This window comes from Rhizobium sp. WSM4643, assembly GCF_025152745.1.
Taxonomy (GTDB): Bacteria; Pseudomonadota; Alphaproteobacteria; order Rhizobiales; family Rhizobiaceae; genus Rhizobium; species Rhizobium leguminosarum_I.
The window spans coordinates 2174468-2190198 of sequence record NZ_CP104040.1 but is presented as its reverse complement, the minus strand read 5'-3'; the positions used below and the strand labels follow the sequence as shown (position 1 = coordinate 2190198).

Genomic DNA, 15731 nt, shown 5'->3' with positions numbered 1-15731 from the left:
TGCGCATCATTCCGCAGCGGCAAGTTCGCCGCGGCCTTCCATGAAGTCAGGGAACCATGATTCATGGGCATCGCGCAATTGCTGAATCGGCAGCGAGATGAGATCGCCGACGACGAGCGCCGTTCCTCCGACCGTGCCGAGACGGCGGAAAGGAACGCCGCCACCTTCTGCATTGACGCAGACGAAATCGGCGACATCGGCAGGCAAGGTGAGGACGTAGCGCGCCTGATCCTCACCGAAGAGCAGCGCATGCGGCGCACCCTTGCCTTCGCTCAGATCGATCGTCAGGCCTTTGCCCGAGGCCATCGCCATTTCGGCGAGCGCCACGGCAAGGCCACCCGAGGAGATGTCGTGGCAAGCGGTCGCCTGGCCGTTGCGGATGACGGAGCGAACGAAATCGCCATTGCGGCGCTCGGCAAACAGATCCACCTCCGGTGCCGGACCTTCGCGGCTGGAAAGCACGTCTCTCACATAGACGGACTGGCCGAGATGGCTGCCGTCGACGCCGATCATGATCACCTTGTCGCCGTCGTTGGCAGTGCCGATGCAAGCCATCTTGCGCCAGTCCGGCAGCAGGCCGACGCCTGCGATCGTCGGGGTCGGCAGAATGGCGACGCCGTTGGTCTCGTTGTAAAGCGAGACGTTGCCTGACACGATCGGGAAATCCAGCGCGCGGCAGGCCTCGCCGATGCCCTTCACCGCCTCAACGAGCTGGCCCATGATCTCGGGCTTTTCGGGATTGCCGAAGTTCAGATTGTCGGTGGCGGCAAGCGGTTCGGCGCCTGTCGCGGTGATGTTGCGCCAGCATTCGGCGACCGCCTGCTTGCCGCCTTCGAAGGGGTCTGCCTCGACATAACGCGGGGTGACGTCGGAGGAGAAAGCGAGCGCCTTGGAGGGATGGCCGTCGACGCGCACGACGCCGGCATCGCCGCCCGGAAGCTGCAGCGAATTGCCCTGGATCAGCGTGTCGTATTGCTCATAGACCCAGCGGCGGCTCGACTGGTTGGCGGAGCCGACGAGTTGCAGCAGCGCCTGGCCGTAATCTTCGGGTGCGGCGACGAGATTGGCGGGCAGCGGGGCATGCTTGCCGGATTCGCGCCAGGGTCGATCATATTCCGGCGCCTGGTCGCCGAGATCCTTGATCGGAAGGTTGGCGACTTCTTCGCCCTGGTGCATGACGCGGAAGCGAAGGTCGTCGGTCGTCCAGCCGACGATGGCAAAATCGAGGCCCCACTTGACGAAGATCGCCTTGGCCTCCTCTTCCTTTTCCGGCTGCAGCACCATGAGCATGCGCTCCTGGCTTTCCGACAGCATCATCTCGTAGGCCGTCATCCTCTCTTCGCGGACCGGCACCTTGTCAAGTTCGAGCAGGATGCCGAGATCGCCCTTGGCGCCCATCTCGACGGCCGAGCAGGTGAGGCCGGCCGCACCCATGTCCTGGATGGCGATGACGGCGCCGGTCTTCATCAGCTCGAGGCAGGCTTCCAGCAGGCACTTCTCGGTGAAGGGGTCGCCGACCTGAACGGTCGGGCGCTTCTCGTCGATCGATTCGTCGAATTCGGCCGACGCCATCGTCGCACCGCCGACGCCGTCACGGCCGGTCTTGGCGCCGAGATAGACGACCGGAAGACCGACGCCCTTGGCTTCGGACAGGAAGATGGCGTTGGACTTCGCAATACCGGCGGCAAAGGCGTTGACGAGGATGTTGCCGTTGTAGCGAGCGTCGAACTCGACCTCGCCGCCGACCGTCGGCACGCCGAAGGAATTGCCGTAGCCGCCGACTCCGGAGACGACGCCGGAGACGAGGTGGCGGGTCTTCGGATGATCCGGCTCCCCGAAGCGCAGCGCGTTCATCGCGGCGATCGGGCGCGCGCCCATGGTGAAGACGTCGCGCAGGATGCCACCGACGCCGGTCGCAGCCCCCTGATAGGGCTCGATATAGGAGGGGTGGTTGTGGCTCTCCATCTTGAAGACGACGCAATCGCCGTCATCGATGTCGACCACGCCGGCATTTTCGCCCGGGCCCTGGATGACGCGCGGCCCCTTGGTGGGCAGCGTGCGCAACCATTTCTTCGAGGATTTGTAGGAGCAGTGCTCGTTCCACATGGCCGAGAAGATGCCGAGCTCGGTAAACGTCGGTTCGCGGCCGATCAGATCCAGAATGCGCTGGTACTCGTCCGGCTTCAGGCCATGGCTTGCGATGAGTTCCGGCGTGATCGGGATGGTGTTTGGAATGGTCATGAGCGGAAAGTCCCTGGCGCGTTTTGCGCTGTCTTTAGCTTATGTAGCGGCGACGCGCGACAGGAAAATGCCCGCCGTCAACAGAGGGCGGGCAGACCTATCCAAAAGAGCAACCACTCAGAACTTGTAGCCGACCTGCAAGCCGGCGCGCGTCATGCCGTCGTTCGGCCCGTCGCAGAGATTGGCGTGCGAGGAATGGGCGAACTGGGCCATGACATTCCAGTGGGCGTTGAAACGATAGCCGGCGCCCAGATATTCGTGGAAGAGGACGCGACAGCCGAGTTCCGGGCCGTCATCATTGCCCTCGAGATCGCCGGTATGGATGACGCCGCCGAAGCCGGCTTCGGCAAAGAGCTTCTCGTTGAAATCGACCGTCCAGGTGAAGCCGGTGAAGAACTGAGTGGCTTCGCCCGACGTGCCGATCGAGGTGCCGAGATGGAGGCGGGGATGCAACAGTTGTTGCTGCCAGCCGACCGCCGTGTCGTAGCCGAAAGGATCGAAGAGAGCGGTAATTTCGGGAAAGACGCCGTCTTCCCTGGAGTTGCCCGATTGCACCGAGGCCGAAGCGCCGAAGCGTAATTCATCAAATATCTGCTCGCCTGCACTTGCCGAGCCGGCCACCGTTGCCACTGACGCTATACCCAACAATAGCAGAGCGACTTTTCCGAAGTCGATCGTCATATGCTGTCCTTTGATTCCCTCACCTGAGGGGATGACAAGAGGTAGCATGACGGTTCGATGGGTAAAGCGGCAGGACCCGGGCGAGATGATTTTTTAGACTATGACGTGTATTTGCAACACATCATATTTCGCCATCATAGGCGGAGCCGCCATTTTCCAGCAGCCGGCGCAGGATCATCAGTCCCGAGATCAGTTCCTGCCCTGTCTTCGGCGAGGAGAAACCGACGCGAACGCGATGATAGGGCCTCTCCCCCCGCGCCGCCTTGAACTCGTCCTCGTCGTCGACGAGCACTCCATCGCGGAAGGCGGCATTCTTGAAGGTGCCCGACATCCAGGGCTCCGGCAGTTTCAGCCAGAGGAAGGGCGCGTGCGGGTGCGATTCGAAATCGAAGCCCTGCAACTGTTCGCGGGCGAGCCGGACCCGCCGGGAGAGTTCCTCGACACTTGCCTTGCGGATCTCGTGCGCCATTCCGCTTTCGACAAGGCGCGCGCAGGTCTCCGCCAGGATGAAGGGCAGGCCGCCGGTGATCATCCTGTGCGTCACTTTGATGCGCTGGGCAAAATGCGGCGGGCAGGCGACCCAGCCGCCGCGCACGCCGGCGGCGACCGCTTTCGACAGGCCATTGACGAGGAAGGTGCGATCGGGCGCAATCGAGGCCAGCAGCGGCGTATCGTCGTCGGCCATGCCGCCGTAGAGGTCGTCCTCGATCAGCCAGACACTGTGTTTCCTGGCAATTGCGGCGATGGCCGCGCGCCGCTCATAGGGCATGATCGCCAGCGTCGGATTGTGGACGGTCGGCATCAGGAAGGCGATCTTCGGATGCTGCTGCTGGCAGAGCCGCTCGAAATCCTCGGGGATCACGCCGAGCTCATCGGAATCGACCGTCAGCGTACGGCGGCCGAGAAGGCGGGCGCTGCGGCTGACCTGGGTATAGGTGAGATCCTCGAAGACGATCTTGTCGCCCGGCGCCGAGACGGCGGCGACGACTGATATCGCCGCCGCATGAGCGCCGAGAGTCGGCACGATGTTTTCAGCGTCCGGCGTCCAGCCGCTGCGGGCAAGCCACAGGCGGCCGGCCTCAAACCAGTTGCGCGGGAAACTCCGGGAATAGGAAGAGATTTCCGCAAGATGCTGCTCGCCGATCTCGGCGAGGATGCCGGCGATGATCTTGCCCTGGCCGAGATCGGGTGCGGCTGTCGTATCGAAGCGGATCTTGTTGGCGGGCGCATCCTGGATGCGGGTGCCGCCGAGCGAGACGGTCAGCGGATCGATTTGCTCTCCGGGCGGCGTCTCGGAGCGGTTCAGCACATAGGTGCCGCGCCCCACTTCGCCGGCGACCAGGCCGCGCTCATGCACCAGCGCATAGGCGCGGCCGATCGTGCCGATTGTCACCCCGATGTCGTAGGCGAGGTTGCGCTGCGGCGGCAGCTTGCTGCCGGCGGGCAGGGCGCCGCTTGATATGGCGGATTCGATGCTGTCGGCAAGCCGGAGATAGACCGGCCCGGAACCGCGGGAAATATCGGGAAGCCAATTTGTCATGGTGACAATTGTATATATTGGCACATTGTATCGGTCAAGCGTATGAGTCAATTCCAATGGCACGCCGAGAGGATTCCTGGAATGTCTGCCTTACCTGAGATCAAAATGCCGATTGTACCGATTGTCTCTTACGAAGACAGGAGACAGATCGTCCTCCCCGTCGCGCCCGCCGAGGCGACGACGCGCCTGGGCCGCATCTGGGCCGCTATTCTTCTTTGGCATCAGAAGCGGGAAGGCCGGCGCGCACTGAGGGGCCTGACTGCGACCGAGCTTAAGGATATCGGAGTGTCACAGTCCGACGCGGCGCGCGAAGTCAGCAAGTCGTTTTTCTGGGATTGATCATGCTTTTGGGCAGATCATTCTTTCAGGGCTGATTGGGCGATCAGCTGCAGGCCTTGTTGCCTGTCGACCAGCGATTGACGTCGGCGGTGATGCGGCCTGCGACCGGCTCCTGCATCATCGGCCCGAAGGCCTGCAGGCGCGACGGGCTTCCCTCGGCCTGAACGACGAGCAGCGGCCGGCTTTCCGGGCTGCCCTTGTGGACAAGCAGGATACGCGGCCGGCCGGAGAAGGAATTGAGCTCCGGCGCGAGCTTATAGGCTGCAAAGGCCGGATCGCCCGATTTGAACCAGCAGGCATTGGCGCCGAGCGCCACGCGTTCCATGGTCGGCAGCGCGGCGCGGTTCGGGCCTGTCGGCGCCGGCGTCTGGCAGGCTGCGACCATGGTTGCGACAGCGGTAAACAGGGCGGCGTTGGCGAGGCGAGGGCGCATCAATCGTGCTCCAGATCCGGACGGAAGGATTTTTGGGTGCATGCCGTTGCCCAAGACCGCATTGTGTTTTTTGGGCAAGGCATTGACTCAGGCGGCGATGACGTCGAGCGCCGAGGCAAAGAGGCCACGGCCGTCCGAGCCGCCATGGGCAGCTTCGATCAGGTTCTCGGGATGCGGCATCATGCCGAGCACGTTGCCCTTTTCATTCATGACGGCGGCGATGTCGTTGATCGAGCCGTTCGGATTGGTGCCCTCGGCATAACGGAACACCACCTGGCCATTGCCCTCGATCGCGGCCAGCGTCGCTTCGTCGGCGAAATAATTGCCGTCGTGATGGGCAACTGGGCAGCGGATGACTTGGCCCTGCGCGTAGGCGCGGGTGAAGTCCGTCTCAGCGTTGACGACTTCGAGCTTGATCTCACGGCAGACGAATTTCAGCGAGGAATTGCGCATCAGCGCGCCGGGCAGCAGGCCGGCCTCGACGAGGATCTGGAAGCCGTTGCAAACGCCGAGCACCTTCACGCCCTTTGCAGCCTTGTCGATGATCGCCTGCATGACCGGCATGCGGGCGGCGATCGCGCCGCAACGCAGGTAATCGCCATAAGAGAAGCCGCCGGGGATGACGATCAGATCGACGTCGGGGATCTCGGTTTCCGTCTGCCAGATCGTCACCGGTGGCTGGCCGGAGATCTTGGTCAAGGCGGCGATCATGTCGCGGTCGCGGTTGAGGCCCGGAAGTTGAACGACGGCTGATTTCATGGGGTCCCTGCGTCTAGCGAAAGATATTGAACTGGAACGCTTTCGGCGAGCCATACTCCATTGTCGGAGACAAAGAAAGAATGACCCTCTGAAAACATGCGGGCAGCATCCACATGCAGAATGAGATGTTCACCCTTGCGGCGGGCTGCGACCATTTTTGCCGTTTCGACATCCGCCGACAGATGAACGTGGTGCCGCTGCATTTTCTTCAAGCCTTCGCGCTCGATCGACTGCCAGTTCGTCAGAGACGTGCCGTGAAAAAGAGCGGCGGGCGGTTCAACCTGGTTCAATGCGAGATCGACGTCGACGCTATGGCCTTGGTTTGCGCGAATTCTGCCATCGGCGAGCGTGAAACGCTTCTTCGGATTGTTGTCGACAATCTCGATAATATCGGCGCGGGAAACGTCGTATTTCGACGCCAACACCTTTTCGAGCTCATCGAACGACACCCAACCCTCGCTATCAAGCGTCAAACCCGCGGCATCAGGCGCATGACGTAAAACATAGCTCATATACTTGGAGACTTCCGTCTCCAGCTTTGCTTTCATCATGACGCCAAATCCTCAAAATCCGCCGGACGACGGGTCTGTGATCATCAGTCGATCGCGATTGCGTAGTTCTCAATCACCGTGTTGGCGAGCAATTTTTCGCACATGGCCTTGAGGTCGGCCTCGGCCTTGCCCTTGTCAGTTCCTTCCAGCTCCAGGTCGAAGACCTTGCCCTGTCTTACATGGCCGACGCCCGAGAAGCCGAGGGCGCCAAGCGCACCCTCGATAGCCTTGCCCTGCGGATCGAGAACGCCGTTTTTCAGCGTGACGGTGACACGAGCCTTGATCACTTTGTCTTTCCTGCCTTACTTGACGAGAACCGGGCCGGTGCCGCGCACAGGCTCGTTTTCATTGATGATGCCGAGACGGCGCGCAACTTCGGAATAGGCTTCGAGCAGCCCGCCGAGGTCGCGGCGGAAGCGGTCCTTGTCCATCTTCTCGTGGGTTTCGATATCCCAGAGCCGGCAGCTGTCCGGCGAGATTTCGTCAGCGAGGATGATGCGCATCATATCGCCTTCGAAGAGGCGGCCGCATTCGATCTTGAAATCGACGAGCTGGATGCCGACGCCGAGGAAGAGGCCGGTCATGAAGTCGTTGACGCGGATGGCAAGCGCCATGATGTCATCGAGTTCGGCGGGGTTTGCCCAGCCGAAGGCGGTGATGTGCTCTTCGGAGACCATCGGATCGTCGAGCGCGTCGGACTTGTAATAGAATTCGATGATCGAGCGCGGCAGCACGACGCCTTCGTCGATGCCGAGGCGCTTGGCGAGAGAACCGGCCGCGACATTGCGCACGACGATCTCCAGCGGGATCATCTCTACTTCCTTGATCAACTGCTCGCGCATGTTGAGCCGGCGGATAAAATGAGTAGGGATGCCGATCTTGTTCAGATGGCTGAAGATATATTCGCAGATGCGGTTGTTGAGGACGCCCTTGCCATCGATGACTTCGTGCTTCTTCTTGTTGAAGGCAGTGGCATCGTCCTTGAAGAACTGGATCAAAGTGCCCGGTTCCGGGCCTTCATACAGAATCTTTGCCTTGCCCTCGTAGATACGGCGGCGACGGTTCATCGTGGTCATTCTCTATTGTTGGCGCTCTTGGGATAGCGCGAGTGGATCGATCTCGTGGCGTCCCCTTAAAGGAAAAGAGAGGGTTTCACAATCCGCCTGTCGCTCCTTCCCTGGTTTCCAGATTTCGTGGCCCCGGTTTCCAGATTTCGCGGTCCCGGTTTCCAATTTTACGGAATACTGCCAAGAGAATCGAATGAATTCGCAAGAGGAGTTTAGCGCCTTTTCATCTACGGTGGAATGAAGGCGAAATGGCGGGCCGCTTATGCAGGTTTTTATTTGGCGGCTCTGCCTGGCAGCGCGCGGCGAAGCTGCGTCTGCAGCGCGCGAGCGGCGGTTTGCCCGTGGCGCCAGCTTCCGGCGCGGATGAAGGAGGGGATCTGCATGGCCGGCATCGGCCGGGCGAGCGCGTAGCCCTGCAGCGTGTCACAGTCGAGTTCTTCGAGAATCCGGATATGATCCGCCGTTTCGACACCCTCGGCGATGACGAGGATGTTCAGCGAGCGGCCGATATCGATGATCGAGCCGACGAGTTTGCGCTGCTCGGCCGATTGCGGCAGCATGCGGATCAACTCGCGGTCGATCTTCAGCGTCTTCGGGCTCAATCGCAGCAGGCTGACGATCGAGGCATGGCCAGTACCGAAATCGTCGATCTGGATGTCGATGCCGAGCTTGCGCAGCTTTTTCAGGTTGGCGGCCACCGCCTCGTCGCAATCGTCGAGCGAGATCGATTCCAGCAGTTCGAAGGAGAATGTGCCGGGCTCGATCTTCAGGGCGCGAAGCTTCTTGCCCAGATCGGGATCGGCGAGCCGCCTGGCGGAGACGTTGACCGATATTTTCGGGATCGGCAGCCCGTCCTTCAGCCACGCCTTCCGGTCGGCAATGGCGCGCTCCAGGATCAGGGCGTCGATGGTCGAGACGACGTCGAGATCCTCGGCGATATCGAGGAAGCGGTCGGGCGTCAGCAGCCCGTGCACCGGGTGCTGCCAGCGGGCAAGCGTTTCGACACCGGTGACATCCAGCGTGCGGGCATCGAACTGCAGCTGGTAGAAGGGCACGAATTCGTTGCGTTCGAGGCCGATCAGGATCTCGTCGGCGAGATGCTTGGCGGAGATGATGTCGCGGCGGGCCGAGGCCGAGAAGAATTCGAAGCGATTGCGGCCGAGGCCCTTGGCGCGATAGAGGGCGATATCGGCGTCGAGCAGGATCTGCTTAGGGTCGAGCTTCGGTCCGCTGTCGATGGCGATGCCGACGCTGGCGCCGAAACGGCAGTCGTGCCCCTCATATCTGACAGGTTTGCGCAATTCGCGGATAAGACGTTCGGCAAGGCCGCCGATCTTCTTCGACGCGGGATCGACGGCGCAGAGGATGACGAATTCATCGCCACCAATGCGAGCGACGAAATCGGCGGCGCGGACGGAATTCCTCAGCACGCTGGCGGCATGCTGCAGCATGGCGTCGCCGGCCCGATGGCCGAGCGTGTCGTTGATCTGCTTGAAGCGGTCGAGATCGATATGCAGGATCGCCAGTGCCGCGCCCTTGGCCTGGCATTCGGCCGAACGCTCGCCCAGCATCTTGTCGAGATAGCGGCGGTTCGGAAGGCCGGTGAGGTAATCGTGCAGCGCCAAGTGCTCGATGCTCTCCTTGGCGGCTTCGAGCTCGCGGTTGCGCGCCTCGGCCAGATCCTTGGCGCGCTGCAGCTCGTTGCGGAGCGCGACTTCCTCGGTGACGTCCCAGTTGGCGCCAATCAGCTTGCGGTGGCCGTTGCCATCGATGAAGAAGGCCGAGCGGGCGCGGATGACGCGTTCGACGCCGTCGCCGCGGATGATGCGGTATTCCTGCTGGAAATCGCGGCCGCTTTCGACGCTGCGGTCGGATAAGCCAAGCACGCGCTCGCGGTCGTCGGGATGCAGGCTTTTCGCCCAGGCGTCGCTGGCGATCTGGCGCGAGGCGCCCTGCAGCCCGTAAATGGCGATAAGGCGATCGTCCCATTCGACGCTATCATGCTCGATATCGGCCTCGAAGACGCCGATGCGGGAAACCTCCAGCGCCAGATCGAGCCGGCGCGACAAACGCGACAGCGTCTCCTCGGCCTGCTTGCGGGCGGTGATATCCGTATCCGTGCCGATGATGCGCGTCGGCACGCCGTTCTCGTCCCATTCGACGCAGGCGCCGCGACACTCGATCCAGACCCAGTGACCGTCCTTGTGACGCTCTCGATACTCGAAGATCTGGTAATTGGGATCGCCGGCGTTCTGCCGGTCGATCGCATGGACGACGAAATCGCGATCGTCGGGATGGACGAGCTGCAGCCAAGCTTCGTAATCGCCGTCGGCTTCCTCGTCGGGCGCCATGCCGCGAATGGTTTTCCATGTCGGCGAGTAATATTTCGTGTCGAGACGGTAATTGTGATCCCATACGCCAAGGCCGGAGCCAACGAGCGCATGGTTCCAGCGGCTTTCGCGCTCGGCCGGATCGGAATCGTCGGCCGCTGCCCCATTGCCGATGCCTGTCTCGGCCGCTGCGGCATAGCCGTGCGGATCACCGGCTTCTGGATGGGCTTTCTTCACGGGCATTCTCGCTTACTTCACCTCGGTGCAGTCTGCTGTCATTCCATTAAGAAAGACTTAGAAAGCACTTGCTCAACAAGCGGGATGGCGCCTTTTCCTCGATTAGGCAGGGAGCCGGCCGAGGAACTGGGCAAAGACCATGGTGCCTTCGGGCCATGGACCGTGACCGGAATCGGCATTGATATGACCGGCCTCGCCGGCATCGACGAGGAAGGAGCCCCAGCTGCTGGCGACATCGTCGGCATGATCGTAGCTGCCGAACGGATCGTTGCGGCTGGCGACGGTGATCGACGGGAAGGGCAGCGGGTCGCGAGGGTAGGGGCCGAAGGTCATCAGGTGCTTTGGGCGGATATCGGGATTGGCGACATCGGGCGGGGCGACGAGGAAGGCACCGGCCACGGGCTTGCGGAAATGCGGGATGGCGTGGATCACCGAGGGTACGCCCAGCGAGTGGGCGACGAGAACGACCGGACGGGTCGAGGCGTTCACCTCCTCGGCGATGCGGGCGATCCAGTCCTCGCGCACCGGCTTCGTCCATTCGGCCTGTTCGACGCGCCGCGCCGTGCTGAGCTTTGCCTCCCAGCGGCTCTGCCAGTGGCCCGGGCCGGAATTGGTGTAACCGGGGATGATGAGGATATCTGCGTCTGAGGCTTTCATGATGCCGCCGATGTGAGAAAGCTGGTCCAAGATGTCAAGAGGGGAATGTCAAGGGAGGGAGCGACACGGGCAGGGCAATCGCTTCAGCTTTTTCGGAGAGCGGTAGCGCTTGACGGTGTTCCTGTGATTCATGGAGGGCTTTGATTCGTCGGAGCCTCTCATGTCTACTGCGCCGCAAGCATCCCGCGCCATTCTCGATCATTTTTCAGCGCTTAGCGATCCTCGGCAAAGCTGGCGGGTGGTCTATCCGTTGCCGGAAATCCTGCTTTTGGTACTCTGCGCGACGCTTTGTGGGATGGAGGATTTTGTCGAGATCCGGCTCTGGGGCGAAGAGCGGATGGATTTCCTGCGGCGTTTCTTAGCCTTTGAGTGCGGTCTCCCGTCCCATGACACTCTCAATGACGTGATCAATGCGCTCGACGCGGACCTGTTCAAAGCCTGTTTCACCGCGTGGGTGGAGGCGCTCAGGGACAACGATCCCGAGGTTATCGCCATCGATGGCAAGACCTCGCGCCGCAGCCATGCCCGCGGCAAGGGCCGCGAACCGCTGCATATCGTCTCGGCCTGGGCGAGCCGGCAGCGGTTGGTGCTCGGGCAGGAGGCGACCGACGCCAAGTCCAACGAGATCACCGCCATTCCGCTGCTGCTGGAACGGCTCGAACTCACCGGCGCGATCGTCACCATCGATGCCATGGGCACCCAGACGGCAATTGCCGAGACCATCGTGCGGCGCGGCGGCGACTATCTTCTTGCCCTCAAGGCCAATCGGCCCGCCCTGCATGAGGAGGTCGCCCGCTTCTTCGCCGATCCGCCCGCCGACATGATCGAACGCGGCAAGACCATCGTCGAAAGCGATCATGGCCGGCTGGAACAGCGCCGCCACACGGTTTGCCACGAGGTCGATTGGCTCTGGTCTGATCGCCGATATACGGGGGAACCGCACTTCCCGCATCTGGCCATGATCGCCATGGTCGAGAGCTGCACCGAAAGGGCCGGGAAAATCGAGACCGAACGGCGCTACTATCTCTCTTCAGCAAAGCTCGACCCCGGCACATTCGCCGCCGCCGTCCGCGCCCATTGGGGCATCGAAAATCGCCTGCACTGGGTCCTCGATGTCGTCTTCCACGACGATCTCGCTCGTCTCAGGACCGGCTTTGGACCGCAAAACATGGCGGTCGTCAAACACATGGCCATCAACCTCGTCAGATCCGCAAACGACAGGCACAGCCTCAAGGTCAGGCGCAAAAAGGCAAATCTCAACGACGACTACCTGGAAAGCATCATCGTTCAGACCCAGAAATTAACCTGAAGCGATTCCCCTGCGACACGGGCCGTGAAAGTTGCTATATTCCTCCAGTGCCGGTTGCGGATTTCGTGTCGGCTTGCCCGCCGATGCTGTCCGCCGCCGATCAGGTCTCGGCTGAGGAGGAGAAAGCCATGGCGGCATTTCACGTCATGACGGGTGCAAGCGAAAGCTTCGCGCGGCCCGTTGTCAATCGCATCGGTATCGCTGACGTTTTCGACGCGCTGAAGCGCGGATATGAAGATTTCATGGAGAAACCGTCCCATTATGTGTTCCTGTGCCTGATGTACCCGATCGCCGGCGTCTTCCTGACGCTATGGACCTCGGGCGCCAACCTTTTACCGATGGTCTTCCCGCTGATGGCAGGTTTCGTGCTGATCGGCCCGATCGCAGCGATCGGCCTCTATGAGATCAGCCGCCGGCGCGAGGCCGGCCTCGACGCGTCGTGGACGCATGCACTCGACGTGCGCCATTCGCCGGCGCTGCCGTCGATCGTGGCGGTCGGGCTGATGCTCTTGGGCCTTTTCATCGTCTGGCTGGTGACGGCGCAGACGCTCTATAGCAATCTGCTCGGCGAGGTCTTTCCGCGCAGCATGGCGGATTTCTTCCGCCAGGTCTTCGGCACGTCAGAGGGCATGCAGTTGATCATCTGGGGCAATCTCATCGGCTTCGTCTTTGCGCTCGTCGTGCTGGCGATAACCGTCATCACCTTTCCGCTGCTGCTCGACCGCGACGTCGGGGCAGTCGCCGCCGTGACGGCGTCAATCCGCGCGACGATTCTCAATCCGGTGCCGGTGCTGCTCTGGGGCCTGATCGTCGCCGCGCTGCTCGTCATCGGCACGATCCCGGTCTTTGCCGGCCTTGCGCTCGTCATCCCGATCCTCGGCCATGCGACCTGGCATCTCTATCGCAAGCTGATTGCGGGGGAAGCGACCGCATAACCACGGCCTTGCCTGCGGCGAATTCCGGACCCCCGGGGGAATATCGGATCCCTGGGGGGAACCTCGAACCTGCCTCGGAGTTTGTTTAGCCGAGAGCGTGATGTCGTCGACATCATGGTCCGGAGGCTTCGAGGGAGGATTGCAGAGGTGACGATGAAGCATCTGTTCGCCCAGTTCGCAACAAAGGTATCGGAATGGGCGGGCAAACCCGTCATCTTCATCCTGGCACTCATCGTGGTCGTTATCTGGGCGGCACTCGGCCCCTTCTTCGACTATTCGGAAACCTGGCAGCTGATCATCAATACCGGCACGACGATCATCACCTTCCTGATGGTTTTCGTGCTGCAGAACGCCCAGACGCGCGACACGCGGGCGATCCAGGCCAAGCTCAACGAAATCATCCTGACCAGCCACGCCGAGAACCGTTTCATCGGTATCGAGAATCTCGAGGAGGAAGAACTGAAACGTCTCGACGAGCTGGTCGCCAAGGCCGCAAAGGGCAGGGGCGAGACGGAGGCTTGCAGGACATCGGAATCAACCGAAGCAGCGAAGGCGGCACCGTCAAAGAAGGCGGAGGCACGCAAACGTCCTGCGGCCGCCAAAGGGCCGAAGCAAAAACAACGGCCGCCTGAGAAAAGCTAGATATGGAAACGGCGCCTGCAAGGGCGCCGCTATATCGTTGATTGCAGATCGCTTAGGCGTTGCCAAACACCCGCCGGAAGATCGTATCCACATGCTTGGTATGATAGCCGAGGTCGAACTTCTCGCGGATATCCTCCTCGGAAAGCGCAGCGCGGACTTCGGCGTCTGCAAGCAGCTCTTCCAGGAAATCCTTGCCCTGTTCCCAGACCTTCATGGCGTTGCGCTGCACCAGGCGGTAGGCGTCCTCGCGGGAGGTGCCGGCCTGGGTCAGTGCCAGCAGGACACGCTGGGAGTGGACGAGGCCGCGGAATTTGTTGAGGTTCTTCTCCATGTTCTCGGGGTAGACCAGCAGCTTTTCGATGACGCCGGCGAGCCGCGAGAGGGCGAAATCCAGCGTCACGGTGGCATCGGGGCCGATCATTCGTTCGACCGAGGAATGCGAGATATCGCGCTCGTGCCAGAGGGCTACGTTTTCCATCGCCGGCATGGCGTAGGAGCGGACCATGCGGGCAAGGCCGGTCAGGTTTTCGGTCAGAACCGGGTTGCGCTTGTGCGGCATGGCCGAAGAGCCTTTTTGGCCGGGCGAGAAATATTCCTCGGCTTCCAGCACCTCGGTGCGCTGCAGGTGGCGGATCTCGGTTGCCAGCCGCTCGATCGACGAGGCGACCACGCCAAGGGTGGCAAAATACATGGCGTGGCGGTCACGCGGGATGACCTGCGTCGAAACCGGCTCGGCCTTCAGCCCAAGCGCCTCGGCGACATGTTCCTCGACGCGCGGATCGATATTGGCGAAGGTACCGACGGCGCCCGATATGGCGCAGGTCGCGACTTCCTCGCGGGCGGCGACGAGGCGCTGGCGGCAGCGCTCGAATTCGGCATAGGCAAGCGCCAGCTTGACGCCGAAGGTGGTGGGCTCGGCATGGATGCCGTGCGAACGGCCGATGGTGACGGTGTCCTTGTGTTCGAAGGCGCGGCTCTTCAGCGCCTCGAGCAGCCGGTCGATATCGGCGATCAGGATGTCGGTGGCGCGGACCAGCTGGACATTGAAGCAGGTGTCGAGCACATCGGACGAGGTCATGCCCTGGTGGACGAAGCGCGCATCCGGGCCGACGATCTCGGCGAGATGGGTGAGGAAGGCGATGACGTCATGCTTAGTGACAGCCTCGATCTCATCGATGCGGTCGACATCGAAGGTGGCGGCGCCGCCTTTTTCCCAGATCGTCTTTGCCGCCGATTTCGGGATGACGCCGAGTTCGGCCAGCGCGTCGCAGGCATGCGCCTCGATCTCGAACCAGATGCGGAACTTGGTTTCGGGAGACCAGATGGCGACCATTTCTGGCCGGGAATAACGCGGGATCATGGGCGGCTGCCTTCACTTCGAGAGGTTTATTCGACACTTTGTTTATGCGCAATTCCCGGCGAAATCGCTTCGCGCTTTGCCTGGCAAAACCGCTGCACACTTTTGCTGGAATTGCTTTAGCGCCCCTGTAGCAAAGACGGGCGGCAATCTCAACGCATGCGTTTGGCAAGATGATAGCTGCTTGCGACAAGACAGACGAGGCCGAGCGGCAGGAAGAGGCGCAGACCGATCACCAGGAACTGGTAGACGGCGCTGATACTGGTGAAGACGAACTGGAAGGCCCAGACGATACTGCCGAAGGGCGCGTGCCAGCGCGCATAGAAGATCCGGTATTCCATGGCGAAGAGGAAGGCGGTCATCAGGATCGTAGCTGCGGTCAGCGTCACGAAAAAAGCGGCAAAACGCGCTTCCGGCTGCCTGCCATAAGCAAAGAAGCGGGCAACCGGCAGGGCGAACGGCCAGGCCAACAGGCCGCCGGCGAAATAAAGTGCTGCCACCTCGGCAAGGCGGCCCGTCTGCAGGCCGTTGCGCAGGTAAAGGCCGAGCATGGCGGCGGCGAGCATCTGCATGCCCCAAAGCAATGCGCCGGCGATCAGATCGGGGTAGGGCGGCCGTGCAGCTCTTAGACGATCTACCGGGGAGCGATCCAT

At 61.8% G+C, this 15731-nt stretch carries 16 protein-coding genes; 4 read left to right on the top strand and 12 right to left on the bottom strand.

Going from position 1 to position 15731, the window contains the following annotated elements:
* Positions 1–6 precede the first annotated feature (6 nt).
* The 3 genes from purL to N1937_RS11120 form a co-directional block, all read right to left on the bottom strand.
* Positions 7–2241, bottom strand: coding sequence for a phosphoribosylformylglycinamidine synthase subunit PurL (purL, locus tag N1937_RS11130; protein WP_260058781.1), 2235 nt, complete (start codon positions 2239–2241; stop codon positions 7–9).
* 117 nt (positions 2242–2358) lie between these two features.
* Positions 2359–2922 carry an acyloxyacyl hydrolase gene (locus N1937_RS11125; RefSeq protein ID WP_260058780.1) on the bottom strand — a complete coding sequence of 188 codons (564 nt, stop codon included), beginning with the start codon at positions 2920–2922 and terminating at the stop codon, positions 2359–2361.
* Between the two features lie 121 nt (positions 2923–3043).
* Positions 3044–4462, bottom strand: a complete 1419-nt coding sequence (locus N1937_RS11120) for an aminotransferase-like domain-containing protein (RefSeq protein WP_260058778.1) — start codon at positions 4460–4462, stop codon at positions 3044–3046.
* A gap of 81 nt (positions 4463–4543) precedes the next feature.
* On the opposite strand from N1937_RS11120, the gene N1937_RS11115 reads away from it, so the two are divergent.
* Positions 4544–4801, top strand: a complete 258-nt coding sequence (locus tag N1937_RS11115; RefSeq protein ID WP_260058776.1) for a DUF1127 domain-containing protein — start codon at positions 4544–4546, stop codon at positions 4799–4801.
* A gap of 43 nt (positions 4802–4844) precedes the next feature.
* On the opposite strand, the gene N1937_RS11110 is transcribed toward N1937_RS11115, so the two are convergent.
* From N1937_RS11110 to N1937_RS11080, 7 genes are all read right to left on the bottom strand, one after another.
* On the bottom strand, positions 4845–5234 hold the full coding sequence (locus N1937_RS11110; RefSeq protein ID WP_260058775.1) for a hypothetical protein: 390 nt from the start codon (positions 5232–5234) through the stop codon (positions 4845–4847).
* 87 nt (positions 5235–5321) lie between these two features.
* Positions 5322–5993: a phosphoribosylformylglycinamidine synthase subunit PurQ gene (gene purQ, locus N1937_RS11105; protein WP_105006267.1), complete on the bottom strand. Its 672-nt coding sequence runs from the start codon at positions 5991–5993 to the stop codon at positions 5322–5324.
* On the bottom strand, positions 5990–6544 hold the full coding sequence (locus tag N1937_RS11100) for an RNA 2'-phosphotransferase (RefSeq protein WP_260058772.1): 555 nt from the start codon (positions 6542–6544) through the stop codon (positions 5990–5992). Before N1937_RS11100 ends, purQ begins: the two co-directional genes overlap by 4 nt.
* Before the next feature lie 44 nt (positions 6545–6588).
* A complete protein-coding gene (gene purS, locus N1937_RS11095) occupies positions 6589–6831 on the bottom strand; it encodes a phosphoribosylformylglycinamidine synthase subunit PurS (protein ID WP_260058770.1) in 243 nt (80 codons plus the stop codon).
* A gap of 15 nt (positions 6832–6846) precedes the next feature.
* Positions 6847–7611 carry a phosphoribosylaminoimidazolesuccinocarboxamide synthase gene (purC, locus tag N1937_RS11090; protein WP_003540062.1) on the bottom strand — a complete coding sequence of 255 codons (765 nt, stop codon included), beginning with the start codon at positions 7609–7611 and terminating at the stop codon, positions 6847–6849.
* Positions 7612–7883: 272 nt separating this feature from the next.
* Entirely contained in the window at positions 7884–10184 is a 2301-nt protein-coding gene (locus N1937_RS11085; protein WP_260058768.1) for a bifunctional diguanylate cyclase/phosphodiesterase, read from the bottom strand.
* A 96-nt stretch (positions 10185–10280) separates the two neighbouring features.
* The gene (locus tag N1937_RS11080) at positions 10281–10835 is read right to left on the bottom strand and encodes an RBBP9/YdeN family alpha/beta hydrolase (protein ID WP_170261483.1); all 555 of its coding nucleotides are present in this window, start codon (positions 10833–10835) and stop codon (positions 10281–10283) included.
* Between the two features lie 160 nt (positions 10836–10995).
* Between N1937_RS11080 and N1937_RS11075 the strand changes: the two genes are divergently transcribed.
* From N1937_RS11075 to N1937_RS11065, 3 genes are all read left to right on the top strand, one after another.
* Entirely contained in the window at positions 10996–12144 is a 1149-nt protein-coding gene (locus N1937_RS11075) for an ISAs1 family transposase (RefSeq protein WP_260058763.1), read from the top strand.
* A 128-nt stretch (positions 12145–12272) separates the two neighbouring features.
* Complete coding sequence (locus N1937_RS11070) at positions 12273–13079, top strand: DUF2189 domain-containing protein (protein WP_260058762.1); 807 nt, start codon at positions 12273–12275, stop codon at positions 13077–13079.
* 153 nt (positions 13080–13232) lie between these two features.
* Positions 13233–13721 (top strand): low affinity iron permease family protein, encoded by a 489-nt coding sequence (locus tag N1937_RS11065; RefSeq protein WP_260059092.1) that lies wholly within the window; start codon positions 13233–13235, stop codon positions 13719–13721.
* Positions 13722–13773: 52 nt separating this feature from the next.
* Here the strand turns inward: N1937_RS11065 and purB are convergent, their stop codons facing one another.
* Both purB and N1937_RS11055 read right to left on the bottom strand, forming a co-directional pair.
* A complete protein-coding gene (gene purB / locus N1937_RS11060) occupies positions 13774–15081 on the bottom strand; it encodes an adenylosuccinate lyase (protein ID WP_028733781.1) in 1308 nt (435 codons plus the stop codon).
* Positions 15082–15230: 149 nt separating this feature from the next.
* Positions 15231–15731: a hypothetical protein gene (locus N1937_RS11055; RefSeq protein ID WP_260058760.1), complete on the bottom strand. Its 501-nt coding sequence runs from the start codon at positions 15729–15731 to the stop codon at positions 15231–15233.